This is a genomic window from Noviherbaspirillum sedimenti, from assembly GCF_003590835.1.
Classification (GTDB): domain Bacteria; phylum Pseudomonadota; class Gammaproteobacteria; order Burkholderiales; family Burkholderiaceae_D; genus Paucimonas; species Paucimonas sedimenti.
On sequence record NZ_QYUQ01000002.1, the window covers coordinates 3,687,910 to 3,706,619 of the forward strand.

Here is an 18,710-nt window from a genome sequence, read left to right on the forward strand (position 1 = left end):
CATTTATTTTTAAATCGCGTATATTCGAGATTACGCAGTATAATACGAAATGTCGTAATTATTAAGTAGCCGCCAGCTTGACGGAAAATTGCTTAATTAAAACGAATTAGTAATGTCTGCGTGAGTTCGTGTTGTTCTTGAAAATAATTGAGGAGACAAGGTGTCGAAATCGAATAAACGTAATAGAGACAGCCGCTTGACGAAGCGCTTTGGTGGCGCTAGTGCGCTATTAAGCATGTTGGTTTTGGGGCAGGCATACGCCTTTTCCATCGATACCGGCAATGATGACCTGGTGATTAACCTTGATAACACGATCCGGTATAACTATGGCAAGCGTGTTGCAGGCATCGACTTGGGTGGTCCTGCGAGTACTGGGCTACGTGACGAGTCCGAATTTATCTTCGACAAGGGCGATACGATTCTGAACCGCGTCGACTTGTTCAGCGAATTCGATCTATCGTACAAAAACATCGTTGGTTTTCGCGTCAGTGGTTCAGCCTGGTTTGATGATGCCTACGGCAGCTTTGGCAAATCCAATCCGGCATTTGCCGCTACTGCCAACTACCCGGGCAATGCTTTTACCCCCTACGTGAAGCGCTACTATCATGGGCCGTCCGCGGAATTCAATGACGCTTTTGTCTGGGCTAATTTGCCAGTGCCAGCGGGAAACGCAAATGTCAAGCTGGGCCGTTTTGGTCTGTTATGGGGTGAAGCCGTTTTTGGTGTCGCCTCGGCCAACTCGGTCGCGGTTTCCATGACTCCGGGTGACGGTCAAAAGGCAGCCATGAGCCCAGGCGCGACTGCCAAAGAGACGCTGCTGCCGCTGTCGCGTCTGTCGGCAGTCGTTCCTTTGAGTAGCGCGCTCGATGTCTCCCTCGACTACACGCTCGAATATCGTGCAAGTCGCTCGAGCGAGGGCGGTACGTTCTTTGCTCTCAACGATGTCGTGACCTTTGGGCCGGTACGCAACGGGGCATTGCTGCGCCAGGAGCCGCGCGAAAACGACAAGGGCGATGTCAGTCTGATGCTAAGGTATCAGCCTCAATGGGCCAACGCGACGCTGGGACTGGTCTACCGCCGTTTTGATGACAAATCGCTCACCTATACGCAGGCCGGCCCCGGCTTCTATCGCTTGCTGGCAAATCGTGATGTCCAGTTGCTGGGCGTGACGGCAAATACCAATATTGCCGGTGCAGCGGTCGGTGCCGAATTGTCCTACCGTAAAGGCCAAGGCCTCGCCGGTGGTATCGATCCGGTAACGCTCCAGCCAGCGCGCGGTGAAACCATTCATGGCGTGCTGAATGCGGCAAAAGTATTCAACCAGAATGCATTGTGGTCAACTGCGGCGCTCCAGGTGGAATTGTCTTGGGCGCATCTGGCCAAGATCACTGAAAACGCCGCGCGTTATCAGGGGTTTGCCGCTGCCTGCGCTAATGAGGATATCACTGCCGGCTGTCCGACCAAGAATGCTTACCATCTGAGCGCCGCATTCTCGCAGTCATGGCAGCAGGTATTTCCGGGCGTTGATCTGAGCTTGCCGATCGTCTACATGATAGGTTTGAAAGGGAATGCTCCCACCGCCGGTGGTGCTATCAATGAAGGAACCCAGATCTTGTCGGTGGGCTTGAATGCCGCGATCTACGCCAAGCATTACGTTGCCCTGACATACACTAACTTCGATAACAAGCATCGCGGTACCGGTGCCACCTATGTCAACAATGGTGCCAGTGCGAACTATGACAAGGATTGGCTCGGCCTGTCGTACCGTTACAATTTCTAAAAAATCACAAGGAGATATTCATGTTGAAGAAACATCACGCACTGCTCTGCGGGCTGCTGGCAGCATCATCTGCAAGCTTCGCTGTCGGAACATCCGAAGAAGCGCAAAAGCTCGGTACCGAGCTGACTTGCTGGGGTGCGCCGAAAGGCGCATCCGGCAATATCCCAGCCTGGACTGGCAGCCCCAAGGCGCCAGCTGGTTTTGTGCCCGGCAGCGGCATCTACCCCAATCCATTCGCCAGCGACAAGCCGTTGTTCAGCATCACGGCCGCCAATCTGGCGCAGTATGCCGACAAGCTGGGAGCAGTGCAGAAGGAACTGTTGAAGCGCTATCCTGACTACCGCATCGACGTTTATCCGACTCGCCGTACCTATGACGAGCCGAAGGAGTTATGCGATGCTGCGCGCAAGAACGTGCTGAATGCCAAAACCACGCCTGATGGTCTTGAACTGTCTGGCGCTTTCGGCGCGCTTCCTTTCCCGTTCCCGAAGACCGGATATGAAGTGATGTGGAACCACCTGATGCCGTGGCGCGGCAGTGCGGTTCGCTCGACAACCGATTCACTTTATGTCGACCGTGCGGGGCGGCAGGTCCATACAGCGAAATACTTGATGCAATTGATTTTTCCATACTATATGCCGGGAAAGGACGCGGCATGGTTCGAGAAGGAAGCCGAAAGTTACTACTACATGGCGCTTGGACGCATAGTTGCTCCGGCCAGCATAAATGGCGAGGGTTTTGTCTCCAAGTACTCCACCAAGCCTATGACAGCCGGTGACAAGAGATGGGGTTATCAACCTGGTCAGCGTCGGGTCCGTATTACGCCGGATGCAAATTACGATTTTCCAGTGGCTTCTGCTGCCAATTCCATGGTCACTGATGATCTTCAAGTGTTTTACGGCCCGATGGACCGTTTCGCTTTCAAGCTGATCGGCAAGAAGGAAATGTATATCCCGTATAACAATTATGACCTGATGATTGTCGACAAAGACAAGCTGCTGGGCAAAAACTTTCTTAATCCGGATTTCACGCGCTTTGAACTGCGTCGTGTCTGGGTCGTGGAGGCAACGCTCAAGGAAGGCTACCGTCATATTTACAGCAAACGCGTTTTCTATTTTGAGGAGGACAATCCGGCTGTCGGTTTCTCTGATCAATACGACATGTCGGGCAAGCTGTTCCGCTCGGTTACTGCGCCGGTAATCCAGGTGTATGACCAAAACTTCCCATTCTCGACGGCGTACTTCTCTTATGACCTGTCTGGCGGCGTGTACCACATCAGCCGTCTTGGTACTGATGGCAAGATCCTGAGCGACAAGCCAAACCCCGATGCGTTTACGCCGCAAAACCTTCAGTCGGTGCTGTCGCGCTAAGCTGCCGCCCAGCCCTTCATTTGGAATCGGTGGTGCATCACCTTGCTTTTTCGTCGATGCACCACCTGACAGAATCTACGCGAGTAAATGTCATGAAAATATTGCTACTCGGCGCGCTGTGCATAACGACGGCAGCGTTTGCTGCGCCTCCCGCTTCCCGATTTGTCGATCCGCTCGACAAGCAGGTACCGATGTATAGCCATGCGAGCATTGCACCAATGCTCGCCGTAACTCGTGCCAGCAATGACATCGTCGCAGCAGGAAAGCACGGCATCATTCTTACATCACGGGATGGCGGCACGTCCTGGAAGCAAAGCAAGGTCGCTCTTGAGGCCGATCTGGTCGCGCTGGATTTTCCGACGCCGACACGCGGATGGGCGGTTGGCCATGACGGTGTTGTATTAACGAGCGAGGATGCAGGCAAAACCTGGACCAAGCGTTTCGATGGTCGCTCGGTCGCAAAGCTGATGCACGATTATTACCAGCGCGAAATGGCTGCCAATCCGGATAATCTGGCGCTGCGGGACGCGCTGCAGCAAGCCGAGGCCTTGCTTCAGGATGGCCCCGACAAGCCTTTCCTCGATGTCTGGTTCAAAAACGAGAAGCAAGGCTTCGTGATCGGGGCCTTCAACATGATCCTGGCCACCGAAGACGGCGGGGTCACCTGGGTGCCTTGGCTGGAACGCACCGATAACCCGCAGTTATTCCATCTCACATCAATCCGGGGCGATCATGAAAATGTTTTCCTGGTCGGAGAACAGGGGCTGATGCTCAAGCTCGATGCCGCAACGAAGCGCTTTGTGTCGCTGCAATCGCCCTACAAGGGTTCATATTCTGGCGTCGCAGTGCAGGGGAAGAATGTGGCGGTTTTCGGTTTGCGTGGGCGAGCGTTTCTCAGTACCGATGGCGGAAGTGCATGGAAACCCCTGTCCACAGGCACCTCGACGCTTTTGACCGCCGGGACATTTTTGCCGGGCAGTGCCCTGTCGCTCGTGGGTGAAGACGGTACTGTTCTGGTGAGCACCGATCTTGGCGATACTTTCAAAAAGTATGAATGCGGCATGGGCTGTTATTCGGTCATGCCCGGATCGGGACAATCGCTGATCGTTGCTGGTAGCCGCGGCGTGCGCGTGTTGCCACTTAAGTGAGTTGAAAGGTAGTTATCATGGCAGCGGGTATTTCTGATACGAATTTTCCAGTGATTCGCGAATTGAGCGAGTTCGACAGGCAGTCCGGAAAAACACTTGAAAGACTGGTCTTCAATAACAGGCTGGCAATGCTATTGCTGGCGTTGGTGGCGACATTGTTTTTGGGGTGGCAAGCGGCACAACTGGAAGTCAATGCAAGCTTCGAGAAAATGATCCCGAGCTCGCACCCGTACATCAAGAATTATTTTCAGTATCGAGACGATTTGCAGGGTCTTGGGAACAACCTGCGTGTCGTCGTGGAAAATCCCAAGGGCGATATCTACAACGAGGAATTCTTCAAGGTTTTCCGCCAGGTGAATGATCGCCTCTATCTTCTGCCCGGCGTCGATCGTGCCCGCATGAAGTCGATCCTGATGGCGTCGGCGCGCTGGACCCAGGTCACTGAAGAAGGGTACGAAGGCGCTCCGATCATGCCATCGCGTTTCGACAATCCGGAGGCGGCCTTCAAGCAATTGCGCATCAATGTTGACCGCGCAAAGGCTGTTGGAAGCCTGGTCGGAACCGATCAGCGTTCTGCCATGATCGTTGTGCCTTTGCTGGGGCGCGACCCGGCAACGGGCCAGGCGATCGACTACCATGCGTTATCGAAGAACATAGAGGCGCAGGTGCGTTCGCTGGAAGGCGACGGCGCCAAGATCCACATTATCGGTTTCGCCCAGCTGGTCGGCGATCTTATCTCTGGCCTGGGCCGCGTCGCGATCTTTTTTGTGATGTCGGTGCTGTTGGCGACCGCAATCATCTTCTTTTATACCCGCTGTGTTCGCAGCACGTTGATGCTGGTTTTCTCCTCACTCGTCGGCGTGACCTGGTTGCTCGGTATCATGCGCCTGACGGGTTTTGCGCTGGATCCCTACTCGGTCCTGGTGCCATTTCTGATTTTCGCAATTGGCCTGTCGCACGGCGCGCAAAAAATGAACGGCATCATGCAGGATGTGGGCCGTGGCACGCACAAGTACGTTGCGGCACGCTACACGTTCCGTCGGCTGTTTCTTACCGGGCTTACAGCGTTGCTGGCCAATCTGGTGGGCTTCAGTGTATTCATCATGATCGATATCCCGATCATCAAGGAAATGGCGATTGTCACCAGCATCGGCGTTACGGTGCTGATTTTTACCAAGCTGGTTTTTATTCCCGTTGCGCTCTCCTATATCGGGGTAAGTCCAAGCGCAGCGGCGCGATCGATCGTTGCGCAAGAGCGCCTGGAACAGAGCGGCGATACCTGGGTAAGCCGGTCCATCGAACGACTTACCCGTCGTCCGCTGGCCCTGGCGGTGGTCGGTGTTTCGCTGTTGATTGGCGTCATTGCGGCGACAATCAGCCTGACTATGCTCAAGACCGGGGATCTCGATCCGGGTGCACCGGAGTTGCGCGTCGATTCTCGCTACAACCGCGATGTGGACTTTATTTCTCGTTATTTCGGCCAGACCAGCGAGCAGTTCGCCGTGATTGTCAAGACCAAGCCAGGCGAGTGCTATACATATCCTAATCTGGTCGAAGTCGAGCGTCTGGCCTGGGCATTGCAGGGCGTCGAAGGCGTGCTCGCCGTGCAGTCCCATTCGGGTAGCGTGCGCAAGGTGCTCAAGGGTGCCGTTGAAGGATCGCCAAAATGGGATTCCATCATACGCAATCGCGCCTCGCTCGGCTCGGCCTCCGCACGTGCACAGCAAGAGCAGCCGGATCTGGTGAATCTCGATTGTTCCATCACCCCGCTCGTCGTGTATTTGACCGATCACAAGGCGGAAACGCTGGATAGTGTTTTAAAGACGGTTGAAGCATTCGCAGCAGAACATAACAGCGCGGATATCAGCTTCATGCCAGCAGCCGGCTCCGCAGGGATCGAATCGATCACCAATATCGTCGTGCGTGAAGCGCAGTATCCAATGCTGCTCGCGCTATACGTAGCGGTCATGCTGCTGTGCTACTGGACGTTCCGCAGTTGGCGCGCGACGGTGGTCGCCTTGATTCCTCTCGTGATCACCTCCTTCCTGTGTGAAGCATTGATGGTGGCGCTTGGCATCGGTGTCAAGGTATCGACCTTGCCAGTGATTGCCTTGGGGGTAGGCATCGGCGTGGATTATGCGCTTTACCTTTTGAGTGTGCAGATTGCCTTGCAGCGCAAGGGCGTTCCGCTTGCCGCCGCTTACCAGCAGTCGATCGCATTTACCGGCCGGATGGTTTTGCTGGTGGCATTGACCATGGCAGTCAGCGTGTTCACCTGGGCGTGGTCACCAATCAAATTCCAAGCCGATATGGGAATATTGTTGGCCTTCATGTTTATCTGGAATATGGTTGGCGCCCTGATACTGATTCCCGCGCTGTCTCATTTTTTCCTGTCGGACAAGCTGCATGGTGTGGTGGTTTCCGGACAAACGGATAGCTTGAAAAAGAAGAGTTTGACAAAGATTGCCGCATAAGAATTTGCAGGCAGGCATCGGCGAGCCCTGCGATTCCTGTCAGGGACGGATTGTGTCTGTTCAATGTGCGGGGTTTATCAATATTAAAAAGTTATGGAGATTTCACCATGTCAAAAAGTAGTCAGACATTAAACCAGATAGCGCGCCCGGATGTGGTTGCCGGGATGAAGCATGCGGGAGAAGAAGCGCAAGGCACTTTGCCGGAGAAACTGGCGGAGTTCCGCCAGGGCTTCCCGGTGTTGCTGGCGGCATTGATTGGGGTAGGGTTCGGCATGGTGTCCATGGTGTCCATGCTGGTGCCGCTATTCCTCGTTCCCTGGCACGAGGCATTCGGTTGGGAGCTCAGCCAGATTACCATGGCCCCCGCCATTTTAACCATCATGATGTTCATTGTTGGCCCTCAGGCGGGCCGCCTGGCCGACAGGGTGGGGGCACGACCAGTCATCCTGACGTCGATCGTGCTGTTAGCGATTGGCATGGCGCTGGTGACCCAGGTACGCACGTCAATCTGGTGGTTTTATGCAGCGTATCTGTTTATTGGCATCGGCGGTGCCGGTACGACCCATGTTTGCTATTCAAGGACGCTTAATGTCTGGTTCAAGAACAGCCGCGGACTCGCCCTCGGCTTGATGATGACCGGCCCGAGCTTGCTTGCTGCACTCACGCCGCTGTTCATCCCTGACCTGATTGACATGCACGGCTGGCGCTTCGCCTGGCTGATGCTGGCCGTTGCCGCACTGATCCCATTGCCTTTGGTGTTTTTGTTTTATCGGGAGCGCCCCCTGGCCGTTGGAACACAGAAGGTAGCGTTGGAGGGATTGTCGACCAAAGCCGTTATTCGCACACGGCAGTTCTGGTGGATGGTCGTTGCAACCTTCCTGATGGCCTTTTCCACTGTCGGCACGTACATGAACTTCTTGCCCGCCCTGCTGGAATTGGGTATTTCGAAGGCCGATGGGATTGGTATGATGAGTGTTGTCGGCTTATCCATGCTGGCGGGACGTTTCGTTAGCGGCACGCTGCTTGACCTGATGTTCGCGCCGATTGTCGGCGTCGCCATCACCTTGATTTCTGCGGTCGGTTTGCTGCTTGCAGGAAACGGCGAGATAAGCCTTTATACCGCATTCGCGATTGGTTTCGTGCTCGGCGCGGAAGCCGATTTCATGGCGTATGTCGCGGCGCGCTACTTCGGATTGCGCTCCTATTCCGAGATTTTCGGCTGGATATATGGTGTGATGGCGCTGGGCGGGGCCGCCAGCCCCGTATGGGTGGCCTGGTTGCATCGCGTCACTGGCAGCTTTCATGCCGGCTTCTATTTTTCTGCTGCCTTTCTACTCGTTGCGGCGGTAAGCATCGCTCTGCTCGGGCGCTATCCCAAAAAATTCTAAGATTGACTGCGCCAGCAGTCTTGTCACAACACCAGAAAAGAAAGGAATACGACATGCAAGAAACCTACACGGCGCGCCTGGCGGAATTTGCCTGCAGCAATACTTACGAAACGCTGCCGCCATCTGTTACCAAGGCAACGAAACGACTGTTGAAGGATACCTTGGGTTGCGCTGTGGCGGGATTCGACCTGCCCTCCAGCGAAATTGTCTCCAAGGTGATCCAGGCCTATGGCGGCGCCGAGGAAGCCACTGTGCTCGTCAGCGGAAAAAAAATGCCGGCGCCCTTGGCGACTTACATCAACTCTCACCTCGTCAACGCAATCGATGCTGACGATACCTACAAGTACAAGGCGCATCTTGCCGCAGCTACCCTACCGGCGGCAATAGCGATGGCTGAGCGCCAGAACAGTTCAGGCAAGGAATTGATCGCCGCAATTGCTGTCGGCTTCGAGGTGGCGGGCCGTATTGGCATGTCATTGAAGGGCTTGATGGTGACGCCGGAAGGCGAACAGAAGTTTGCGCCGGTGAGCGGTTATAGCTGGGGAGCCTTTGGCGCCGTGGTATGTGCCGGTCGCCTGCTCGGCTTGAATTACGAGCAGATGCTCAACGCAATCAATATCACGGCGTCCACCATCCCGGTCGCTGCCTCTGGCAAATTCGGCGAAACGCTGCCACGGCCGATGACGAAATATGCCATGTATGGCACGCTCGGAGAAGCCGGCATAGTCGCTGCACTGCTTGCCAAGGAAGGCTTTACCGGTGAGCCGGCAATGCTGGATGGGGACAATGGATTGTGGCGCATGCTCGGTTCGCTTGGCGTCGACTGGGATCGGCTCACGGAAGGTCTCGGCGAAAATTGGGGCGTCGAACTTGTCGCCTACAAGCCCTACCCAGGCTGCCGCTTTGCCGGCGCGGCAATTGACATGCTGCTCAAGATAAAAGAAAAGCAGGGCCTGGGCGCCGAAGAAATTGAGCGCATTGAAGTTGCCGCGCCTGGCGTTGCACTGGTCAAAAAACTCGACAGCCCGGTGGTGGAATCGATGGTTGACGCCTGTTTCAGTATTCCTTTCCTGTTGGGTTGCGCCCTCCATGGTGGCGTTCCAGGCCCGGGTTGGCACACGCCGGCAGCACGAGCCAATCCGGCGATCCGGGCGTTCATGGACCGCGTCGTTGTTGATGTCGAACCGACAGCGGGGCAGGTAGCAGCCGAGGATCTCAAGCGGCTCGGTCATATTGCCCGCATGCGTTGTGCGATCAAGGTGCATGCTCGCGGCCAGGTGTTTTCAGCCTCTTCAGATTATGCTCATGGCGATCCGTACATACCAGAATCGGTGATGACCGACGCAGAGATGGATATGAAATTTTCGAATTTCTGCGCCACCGAGCTGACCTCCGCACAAATCAGTACAGCTATTGGCATTCTCGACAATCTGGAAGCCGAACGTGACCTGACAGCGCTGCTTGCGCAACTGGTGCGTCAAGAATAAGTCCAAGCCCGGGACCGACGGAAGTTGTCGGAATCTGGAAAGCTCCTGCTGTGGTCGGAAACCAAGCGTAAACAAGCATCTTCGATTTTAATATTCTGTCTAAAGGATTGGGCACCATATGGCACGTATTCCGCCAAAAGAGTTTGATTATATTGTTGTCGGCGCAGGTTCGGCTGGATGTGTGGTTGCCAGTCGCCTGTCGGAAGAATCCGACGTTTCTGTGCTGCTGATCGAGGCTGGTGGAAAAGCTTCCGGCCTGTTTCCCAACATGCCCGCAGCGTTCCCCCAAACCTTACGGCGCGAAGATCTGGGCTGGGGATTCAAGAGCGAACCAGAACCAGGCTTGAATGGGCGCCAACTGGAAGTTCGGCGCGGCAAGGCGCTCGGTGGATGCTCCCAGATCAATGGCATGATTTACGCCAGAGGCGACCAGCATGATTATGACGATTGGGCCGCGCAAGGGTGCGCCGGCTGGAGCTATGCCGACGTGCTCCCTTATTTCAAGCGTGCCGAAAGCAGCTGGGCGGGCGACACCGAATATCGTGGCGGGAGCGGCCCGTTAGGCGTGGCGATTTCCAATACGCCCAGGCTGTTGTTCAAGGATTTCCGGCAGTCTGTCCTGAATGCAGGCTATCCGGCCGTTGATGATTACCATGACGACCTGCCGCATGGCGTAATCGCAACTGAAATGACGGTCGACAAGCGTGGACGCCGCGCCAACACCTACCGCGCCTACATCCAGCCTGTACTACAGAGGCCTAATTTGCATGTCGTTTCCAGGGCCCTGACCACACGTGTGGTGATCGAAAACCGGCGCGCCGTCGGCGTCGAGTACATTGTCGATGGCCAGAAGACGGTGGTGCACGCCCGGCGCGAGGTAATTCTTTCCGGTGGGGCATACGGCTCGCCGCAATTGCTTATGTTGTCCGGGATCGGACCGGCCGAACAGCTGGCAGCAAATGGGATCAAGCCTGTTCTGGATCTGCCTGGCGTCGGACGCAACCTGGTCGAGCACCCGATGCTTTACATGAGCTTTGCCGCCAAGCCGCTTACCTTCGAAAATGAATTGCGGTTTGATCGCGCGGTAATCTCCTATTTGCGTTGGGCCTTGTTCGGTACAGGCCCGTTTGCATCAAATGTGTGTGGCTGCAATATTTTCTTGCCCACTGATCCATCATGGAACCGCGCCGACATTCAGCTTGGCTGCCCTGCTATTAACATGGGGGCCAATATATGGGCGCCGTTCTTAAAACACCCCCAACAAGGGCTCAGCCTTGGGGTAATCATGTTGCGCCAGGATAGCCGGGGGCACGTAACGCTGCGCTCCGGCAATCCGGCGGATGCGCCGCGCATTCAGTTCAATCTGATGCAGGAGCGTTCCGACATGGACCGCATGATACGTGGAGTGCGCGCAGGCCGCGAAATCTATGCGCAATCGCCGCTGAAGGACATCATATTGAAAGAATCTCTTCCGGGCGCAGCGTATGCCTCGGATGCAGAAATCGAAGCATTTATCCGCCAGGCATGTGGATTGACGCATCATCCCGTCGGCACCTGCAAAATGGGCATACATGAGGATGCTGTCGTTGATCCGGAACTGAAGGTGCGTGGGATTGACGGACTGCGTGTTGCTGATGCCTCGATCATGCCGGATGTCCCATCCGGTAATACCAATGCACCGTCCATCATGGTTGGCGAGAAGGTGTCGGATTTGATACGGGGGCGTGTACTGCATCCCCGCGGTAAGCAAATAAATAAGAGCCAATTCATACAGGAGACTGCTCATGTCGTTTAATTATCCATTCAAGGAAATTTTGCCAGTACCGGCGATTCTGGTCGGTGAACGTCGTATTACAGAATCCACCGGCGGGGTCCATCAACATATTTTTTCGGCCAGCGGATTGCCCACGCTGAATGTGCCGCTGGGTGGCGTAGCGGAGATCGATGCTGCCGTCAAGGCAGCACGCGCGGCGGCTAAAGGATGGCGGCAGCTGGCTGGCAACAAGCGCCGCGATCTGATGTTGAAGTTCGCGGACCTGTTGCAGAAGCATGCGGGCGATATAGGTCGGATAGGCACGGCGGAAAGTGGCATCCCGGCATCCAAGGCCGTGTTCCTTCATGGGGCCGCTATCGACAGCTTCCGCTATTACGCTGGCTGGGCGGACAAGATGACCGGCGAGCTGATCCCGACGTGGCCAAACCAGGGACTTGACTATGCGACGCCTGAACCCTACGGGGTGGTCGGCATCATCATCCCGTGGAATGCTCCGATGGGCATATTCGGCAACACGGTGGCGCCCGCGCTCGCAGCCGGCAATACAGTCGTGGTCAAGCCTTCCGAGTTCGCACCATTTTCGGCGATGAGATATGGCGAACTTCTTCTGGAGGCGGGCATTCCACCAGGCGTCGTGAACATCGTCCCGGGCAGTGTGGAAGCCGGCCACGCACTGGTTTCGCATCCTGGTGTCAACAAGATCCATTTCACCGGTAGCGGCGCAACTGCCAAAGCGATTTTGGGCGCGGCGCGGGAAAACCTGACCCCGGTCGGCCTCGAACTGGGCGGCAAGTCTGCACGTCTGGTATTTGCGGACTGCGATATCGACGCTGCGGCACGTGATGCGATCACCGGCGCCATCTCGATTTCCGGCCAGGGGTGCATGCTCGGCACGCGCGTTCTGATCGAAGCCTCTATCTATGATGAATTCGTCGAGCGCTGCAAGCAGCATATGGAGGCCGTCAAGCTGGGCGACCCCTATTTGGAATCCACCCAGATGGGGCCGGTAATCAATGCCGCTGCATGTGACCGGATCATGGGGATCATCGATGGCGTGAAGCGGGCCGGGTCTGCGCGTCTGGTCACCGGCGGGGCGCGCCTGGGCGGCGAGCTGGCTAACGGGTATTTCATTCAGCCGACCCTGTTCGCGGACGTGGATAACCGTTCGACGCTGGGGCAAAACGAAGTGTTCGGCCCCGTGCTTTCGCTCATGAAGTTCGAATCCGATGACGAAGCTGTCCGCATTGCCAACGATACAGAGTTCGGGCTTGCAGCCTATGTGCATACCCATGACTTGCCGCGTGCGCACAGGATGGCGTCGCAAATGGATGTCGGTAATGTCTGGATCAATGGCTTCGGCTTCTCGGCGTCAATGCCATTCGGCGGCGTGAAGCAAAGCGGCGTCGGCCGAACCGGCGGGGTGCACGGCATTCATGAATTTACCCAGATCAAGAACGTCTGGGTGGCAACTTAACCAGAGGGAATACAACGGCACGGCCGTGGCCGCCGAGGGCGGCCAAGCTTGCCTTGCAACCCGGTGGGATAAATTCGGTAGTCAATAACCAGCCAATAGGAGGCATGAAATGAACAGTAAGCTCGCGATGACGCGCATTCTCAAATGGGAACCGGGCGTGGAACTGGTGGACGGGGAGATGTCCGCATGACAACCAGCAGCAGAATTGCCCTGGTCACAGGGGGCGGACGCGGTCTCGGCCGAGTCATGGCGCTGGCACTGCTGCAGGCGGGGCACGATGTGATAGTGGCTTCCACCGATGTAGATGCGTTGGCCGAAACCCTGGCCGCTGCCGCTGCAATGCCCGGCCGGGCCAAGGCCATTGCGGTCGACCTTGCGGTTGCCGGCGAGGCCGAGCGTCTGGCGGATGAGGCGCTGGCAACCTTCGGTCGAATCGATATCCTGCTCAACAATGCCGGTATCAGTGTCAGCGCCGTGAGCACCGACCACCTCGTCAATCCGTATCGGTTCTGGCGCTCGGATCGTGCGGTGATCGAGCGTTTTTTTGCCATCAATGCGGTCGCACCGATGGTGCTGGCCACCCGGCTTGCGCCTGCCATGATCGAGCGTGGCTGGGGCCGGATTGTTGCCAATACCACCAGTCTCGACACCATGCTGCGTTTTTCCTTGTACGGTGGTTCGAAGGCGGCCTTGGAGGCCGAGACCGCAGTGATGGCGAATGACCTGGCCGGCACCGGGGTGACTTCCAATGTGCTGGTTCCGGGAGGCGGCACAGGCACGCGCATGACTGACAAATCGGGAATTCCTCGCGAGCAGCTTTTTCCCGACACTATCATGGCAGCTCCCGCCGTCTTTCTGGCTTCCGATGCGTCGAATGACTTTTCCGGTCGTCGCATCCTCGCCAACCGTTGGAAACCCGGGCTGCCGGAACGCGAGGCCGCAGAACTGGCCAGCGATCCGATTGCCTGGACCGGTTACGGCTCGCTTGGGGTGCAGCCGGCGATGGCCAGGAAATGAAGACCGCTGCGGGAGTTGGCGCACCGCGCGGCCGGCTTGCCGGCAAGGTGGCCATCGTCACCGGCGGTGGTGGCGGCATTGGCCGGGCCACAGTCAAGCGTTTCGTCGAGGAGGGCGCATCGGTCGTCGTTGCCGAGTTCGACCGGGAGGCGGGAATGGCCAGCGCCAGTGCGGCAGGCGATGCGGCGGTCTTTATGCCGCTCGACGCCGGCGATGAAGCCAGCTGGCGTGCCTTGGTCGCCGAGACGATGACCCGCTTTGGCGCGCTGCACATCCTCGTCAACAATGCAGCTTTCCGCATACCGCTGACGATAGAGGAAACCACGCTCGAGCTGTGGCACAGCAACCAGCGTGTGACGTCTGACGGGGCCTTCCTGGGCACGAAGATCGCAGGGGAGTTTATGGCAGAAGGCGGATCGATCGTGAACATTGCGAGTCTGGGCGCCTTTGTCGGACTGCCGGCATCCTTTCCCTACAGCGCGGCAAAAGGTGCCGTCCGTGCCATGTCTCGCTCGGCGGCCCTTTCTTTCGCGGCGGAAAAGCGGCGGATTCGCGTCAACGTCATTGCACCCGGCGGCACCCTGACCGAAGCCATTCAACAGCAGATGCAGCGGATTGCCGACCGCGAAGGCACGACACCTGAGGCCGTTCTCGCCAAGGTGGTGGCGGACGTGCCCCTCAAGCGGATGGCTGCGCCACGCGAACTTGCCAATGCCATTCTTTTTCTCGCCTCGGACGAGGCGAGTTTCATCACCGGCGCTGAATTGCTGGTCGATGGAGGGGCAACGGCCACCTGAGCAATTTGATGCCGCCAAATATTTTTGCATCATCACAATACGAAAATTCGTTATATATACCGATATGTCGTTGTGAGATTCGGCGAAACGAAGTAAGATTGGCAGATATTTTGCTGCGCATCGCATTTCGTGGAATGTGTCAGCATTTCTTGAAGCCCCGCTACGTGGGGCGTAAGGGAATTTACTAATGTCTGCATTGAATAATAATGGAAAGCACAGCCGCATCATGTCGGAGGGGGGGCTGGATAGTGGGAGTGGTGCCCGCGACGGCACCACTGGTGCGGCGATTGCGCGCCGCTTCGCGGCTGCGGGTTTGCAAAGGCACGTTGAACGTTTGATCGTTTCTGCTCTGATGCCAGGTGCTTCTGAGCGGCCCCCGGCTTGGTTGTTGGTAAATTAAAAGATGCTCATGGGCGAGAGGTCTGGTGTTTATTTTTCCAGTTCACGAATTTCATCTTTCAAATCCATCATCTAACCTGTGTAGTGTCCGCTATGTTCGCTTATAGCAAGTAGCTATTTTTCATTCAGATTGTTAAATATTTAATTCCTTGTGAGGAGATATAACGATGTTTATTTATGATAGTTGGTATGTGGCGGCACTTGCGACAGAAGTGAACTCTGAAAAGCCGCTTGCTCGCATGATTCTTGGTAAGCCGATGGTATTTTTCCGGACGGACGAGGGCCAGGTAGCCGCACTTGAAGACCGTTGCATGCATCGCGGGATGCCACTTTCGGCTGGGCCTATCTGCAACAAGGGCCGCTCATTGCAATGTCCGTATCACGGTCTTGAATTTGATATTACTGGCGCATGCGTGAAGGCGCCAAGCCAGACGTCCATACCGCGCAACATGCAGGTACTTACCTATCCGGTGGTTGAGCGCGATTCGTTTGTCTGGGTGTGGACTGGTGATCCGGAAATTGCTGATCCAGCCACCATCCCCACTACGGGACCTGTCAACGATGACACTTTTGGACTCTTCAGTCTGCTCCACCTTGAATACAAAGCGGACTGGAAATTGATTTATGACAACGTCATGGATCTCACTCATCTTGCTTATGTCCACTCGGTAGTCAATGGCGATGTACAAGCCAACGTCGAAGCCAAGTTGACAATTTCGACGGACGACGATGGAAAACGGGTCAGGTTTGCGCGAGAGCTTCCGAATAGTGTGCCTCCCGATCTGTACGCTGGTTTTGTCTTCAAGGGGAACTGCGACCGATGGCAGGAGATGGAATGTTCTACCAGCGGCATGCAACTCTGGAATGGGGCACTGGACGTAGGTTGTGGCGCATTGGATGGTAGTAGGGTGAGGGTGGGAGGTTTTCAGCTGTATACGTATCAGGCAGTCACGCCATCGTCGGAAGGCAACTCTCATTACTTTTCGAATGGGTATACCAATGTCCACTTGGGTAATGAAGAGGTTTTTGCCAAGATGCGTGAAGGGCACATAAAGACGCTCTATGAAGATCGCGTGATCATTGAGCCGCAGCAAGTGCGGTTGAATGAAACCCCGGGACGGCCAGTGGTCAGCCTGTCGGCGGATGCCGCAGGCTTGGCGGTTCGACGCATGTTCAAGAAGCTTCTGACAGCCGAGATGGAAAAAAAGGCACCCCCCCGACCGGCCCGCTCCAGCGGTCATCAAGACCTGATGGAGGAACTGACTGGCGGCGCCAGGTAGGCGGTTGCGAAAAGTGGCTTGACAAGGGCTGCAATTGCATTGGGTGGCGCAAATATCGCCATCCAATGCAAGAAGCGGCTCCCGCATCCATGAAAGTCTCTTTTCAATGCCATTTGCCAGTCATGCGGAAGAATCGTCGCAATGTCTGGCTGATCGGCTGCGCATGCGATTTTAAGAATGGGAAGATGCATTTTTTCTGGGGCCGCGCGCAGGGGATCGCGGTCTGCCCTTGGATTTCGGAGCATTATCCATGCCGAACGCTGCCTCCTTGACCTCCAGCAGCGCTTCCTTATATTCCTTCTCGTGGGACTTCAGGCGATCGCTCGGTCCGGTCAGCGAGAGGCCGACCAATCGGTCTCCAACTCGGCCCGAAATCGCAAATGAGCTCAGTCCCTCGCGCCCTTCATCCACTGCTGAAAATATCCCGGTTTCCCGTTGTTTTGCGATCTCCGCCTCCAGTTGTTCAGGATTGACGATCGTGTTGCTGGTTAGGGCCCGCAGTGGCTTCAAGCGAAGCAAACGGTAGCGTGTCTGTGGATCCATTTCTGCCAGAATTGCTTTGCCAATCGACGTCGCGTGGATGGCGACATGGTCACCTTCCAAGGCGACATAACGCAGCCGGTGCGATCCTTCTTGCGCAGCGACGAGGCGAACTTCGTAGTCATCGATTTCGCCAAAATAGCAACTCTCCATTGTCTTTTCGCTGAGAAGCGCAGCTGCTTCCTTGCCAATTGCATACAGTTCATCGTGCTTTGCAATCTCCGCTGCGACGTTAGTCAGTCTGCTAGTCGGATAATAACGCTTGGTACCTGCGGTGCGGGCGACATAACCGATCTCGTGCAGTGTGCTGAGTAAGTCAGAGCAACTGCTTTCCGGGAGGTCAAGCAGTCGCGCCAACTCGGATTTGAGTAGCTCTCGCTTCTCTCTGGCAAATACTTCAAATACGGCTAACGCGCGAGCGGCAGCTGGTACGGTGGTGGCCAATTAAAAATCTCCCCTATGAGTTTGGTATAACAATGAAGGCAGTTGCGATAAGTAATTGTACAAATTGCTATTCATGATTCGTTTCTTGCATGATTGCAAATCGAGTTCATTGGAAGCGATTAATTCGACTATTTATTATGTAACTTGAACTTCATTTTATACGAAATTTCGTAATTTTTTACAACTGCCGGCATCCAAAAATGCCAAGTCAGGCCGGCGGTTATTGCCGGCCAAATACTTTTTGCGCCATAAAACGATAATTCGTTATATTAAACGATATGTCGTTGCTAAATTCAATGTGATGAAGTAGGATTGACCGGTATTTGCGGCAAATTGCATTTGATAAAAGGTGGCGATATTTTTTATAGCCCTCACATAGGGGATATAAGGGAATTTACTAATGGCTGCAGTAAATAGTAATGTCGAGCAAGGGGCCGTCATGTCGGCGGGGGTTGCCTGGGTGGTCGGCGTGGGCGCTCGCGATGGCACGGGCGCCGCGATAGCGCGTCGTTTTGCGGCTGGCGGGCTGCAGGTAGCGGTTACCGGTCGCACTGCGGAAAAAATTCAGGCGGTGGTTGACGAAATCAACGCGCTTGGCGGTCGTGCGGTCGCTGCTTTGGGCGATGCTTCCAGTGACCAGGGTCTGGCCAATGCGCTTCAAATCGTCAAGCAATTGGGGCCCTTGCGTGCAGCGATTTACAATGCCGGCGGTAGTCAGTGGCGGTCCGGGATTCTCGAAATGGACACCGCTTTTATTGAAGACGTGTGGCGCACCAACTGCCTCGGCGGTTTTATTGTCGGCCGCGAAGCAGCGAAGTTAATGTTGCCCCAGGAAAGAGGATCGATCTTGTTCACGGGATCGATTTCGGGTTCGGTGGCGCGTCCCAAGCTGGCTGCGTATGCAGCGGCGAAGTTCGGCCTGCGTGCCGTGGCACAGGCAATGGCGCGCGAATTCTGGGCCAAAAATATCCATGTGGCGCATATCGTGCCGGTTGGGCCTATCGATGGTGACCGGCTGCTGTCCAGGTTTCCCGATGTCCGCGAGCGCCGTCCGCCCGATGCGCTCATCCCGACTGAGCAGATCGCTGAAGCCTTCTGGAATGTGCATTGCCAGCCGCGTTCCGCATGGACGTTCGAGATGGATTTGCGTCCGTATTGCGAAACGTTGGCAATGGAATGATCTGAAGGCCGCACCAGTTTTCGTATGCAACGATGCGTTATCGCGTAAATATACAAAAAAAGGATATTTTTCATGTCCGAGACCGTATTCAAATGTGCCGATTTCAACAATTTATACCTCCAACCGTGTTGCGAATTTATGCGAGCACGGCGGAAATT

14 protein-coding genes are annotated in these 18,710 nt (G+C 55.7%); 13 read left to right on the forward strand and 1 reads right to left on the reverse strand.

Annotation, left to right across the window (positions count from 1 at the left end):
• The first annotated feature begins 160 nt into the window (after window positions 1-160).
• From D3878_RS17130 to D3878_RS17180, 12 genes are all read left to right on the forward strand, one after another.
• Complete coding sequence (locus tag D3878_RS17130; protein WP_147384008.1) at window positions 161-1,780, forward strand: DUF1302 domain-containing protein; 1,620 nt, start codon at window positions 161-163, stop codon at window positions 1,778-1,780.
• Between the two features lie 20 nt (window positions 1,781-1,800).
• A complete protein-coding gene (locus D3878_RS17135) occupies window positions 1,801-3,150 on the forward strand; it encodes a DUF1329 domain-containing protein (RefSeq protein ID WP_119786587.1) in 1,350 nt (449 codons plus the stop codon).
• A 92-nt stretch (window positions 3,151-3,242) separates the two neighbouring features.
• A complete protein-coding gene (locus tag D3878_RS17140) occupies window positions 3,243-4,298 on the forward strand; it encodes a YCF48-related protein (protein ID WP_158592301.1) in 1,056 nt (351 codons plus the stop codon).
• Window positions 4,299-4,696: 398 nt separating this feature from the next.
• A complete protein-coding gene (locus tag D3878_RS17145; protein ID WP_338016813.1) occupies window positions 4,697-6,772 on the forward strand; it encodes an efflux RND transporter permease subunit in 2,076 nt (691 codons plus the stop codon).
• A gap of 107 nt (window positions 6,773-6,879) precedes the next feature.
• Window positions 6,880-8,160, forward strand: coding sequence for an MFS transporter (locus D3878_RS17150; protein ID WP_119786590.1), 1,281 nt, complete (start codon window positions 6,880-6,882; stop codon window positions 8,158-8,160).
• Between the two features lie 53 nt (window positions 8,161-8,213).
• Window positions 8,214-9,647: an MmgE/PrpD family protein gene (locus tag D3878_RS17155; RefSeq protein WP_158592302.1), complete on the forward strand. Its 1,434-nt coding sequence runs from the start codon at window positions 8,214-8,216 to the stop codon at window positions 9,645-9,647.
• Window positions 9,648-9,765: 118 nt separating this feature from the next.
• Window positions 9,766-11,442: a GMC family oxidoreductase gene (locus D3878_RS17160; RefSeq protein ID WP_119786592.1), complete on the forward strand. Its 1,677-nt coding sequence runs from the start codon at window positions 9,766-9,768 to the stop codon at window positions 11,440-11,442.
• A complete protein-coding gene (locus D3878_RS17165; protein WP_119786593.1) occupies window positions 11,432-12,895 on the forward strand; it encodes an aldehyde dehydrogenase family protein in 1,464 nt (487 codons plus the stop codon). The genes D3878_RS17160 and D3878_RS17165 overlap by 11 nt, the downstream gene beginning before the upstream one ends.
• Window positions 12,896-13,081: 186 nt before the next feature.
• The gene (locus tag D3878_RS17170) at window positions 13,082-13,912 is read left to right on the forward strand and encodes an SDR family NAD(P)-dependent oxidoreductase (protein WP_158592303.1); all 831 of its coding nucleotides are present in this window, start codon (window positions 13,082-13,084) and stop codon (window positions 13,910-13,912) included.
• Entirely contained in the window at window positions 13,909-14,709 is an 801-nt protein-coding gene (locus D3878_RS17175; RefSeq protein ID WP_119786595.1) for an SDR family NAD(P)-dependent oxidoreductase, read from the forward strand. Before D3878_RS17170 ends, D3878_RS17175 begins: the two co-directional genes overlap by 4 nt.
• 187 nt (window positions 14,710-14,896) lie before the next feature.
• Window positions 14,897-15,109, forward strand: a complete 213-nt coding sequence (locus tag D3878_RS23545) for a hypothetical protein (RefSeq protein ID WP_147384011.1) — start codon at window positions 14,897-14,899, stop codon at window positions 15,107-15,109.
• Between the two features lie 166 nt (window positions 15,110-15,275).
• Entirely contained in the window at window positions 15,276-16,388 is a 1,113-nt protein-coding gene (locus tag D3878_RS17180) for an aromatic ring-hydroxylating oxygenase subunit alpha (RefSeq protein ID WP_119786596.1), read from the forward strand.
• A 171-nt stretch (window positions 16,389-16,559) separates the two neighbouring features.
• Here the strand turns inward: D3878_RS17180 and D3878_RS17185 are convergent, their stop codons facing one another.
• Window positions 16,560-17,372, reverse strand: coding sequence for an IclR family transcriptional regulator (locus D3878_RS17185; RefSeq protein ID WP_119786597.1), 813 nt, complete (start codon window positions 17,370-17,372; stop codon window positions 16,560-16,562).
• A 400-nt stretch (window positions 17,373-17,772) separates the two neighbouring features.
• Between D3878_RS17185 and D3878_RS17190 the strand changes: the two genes are divergently transcribed.
• Entirely contained in the window at window positions 17,773-18,552 is a 780-nt protein-coding gene (locus D3878_RS17190; RefSeq protein WP_199688194.1) for an SDR family NAD(P)-dependent oxidoreductase, read from the forward strand.
• Window positions 18,553-18,710: the final 158 nt, after the last annotated feature.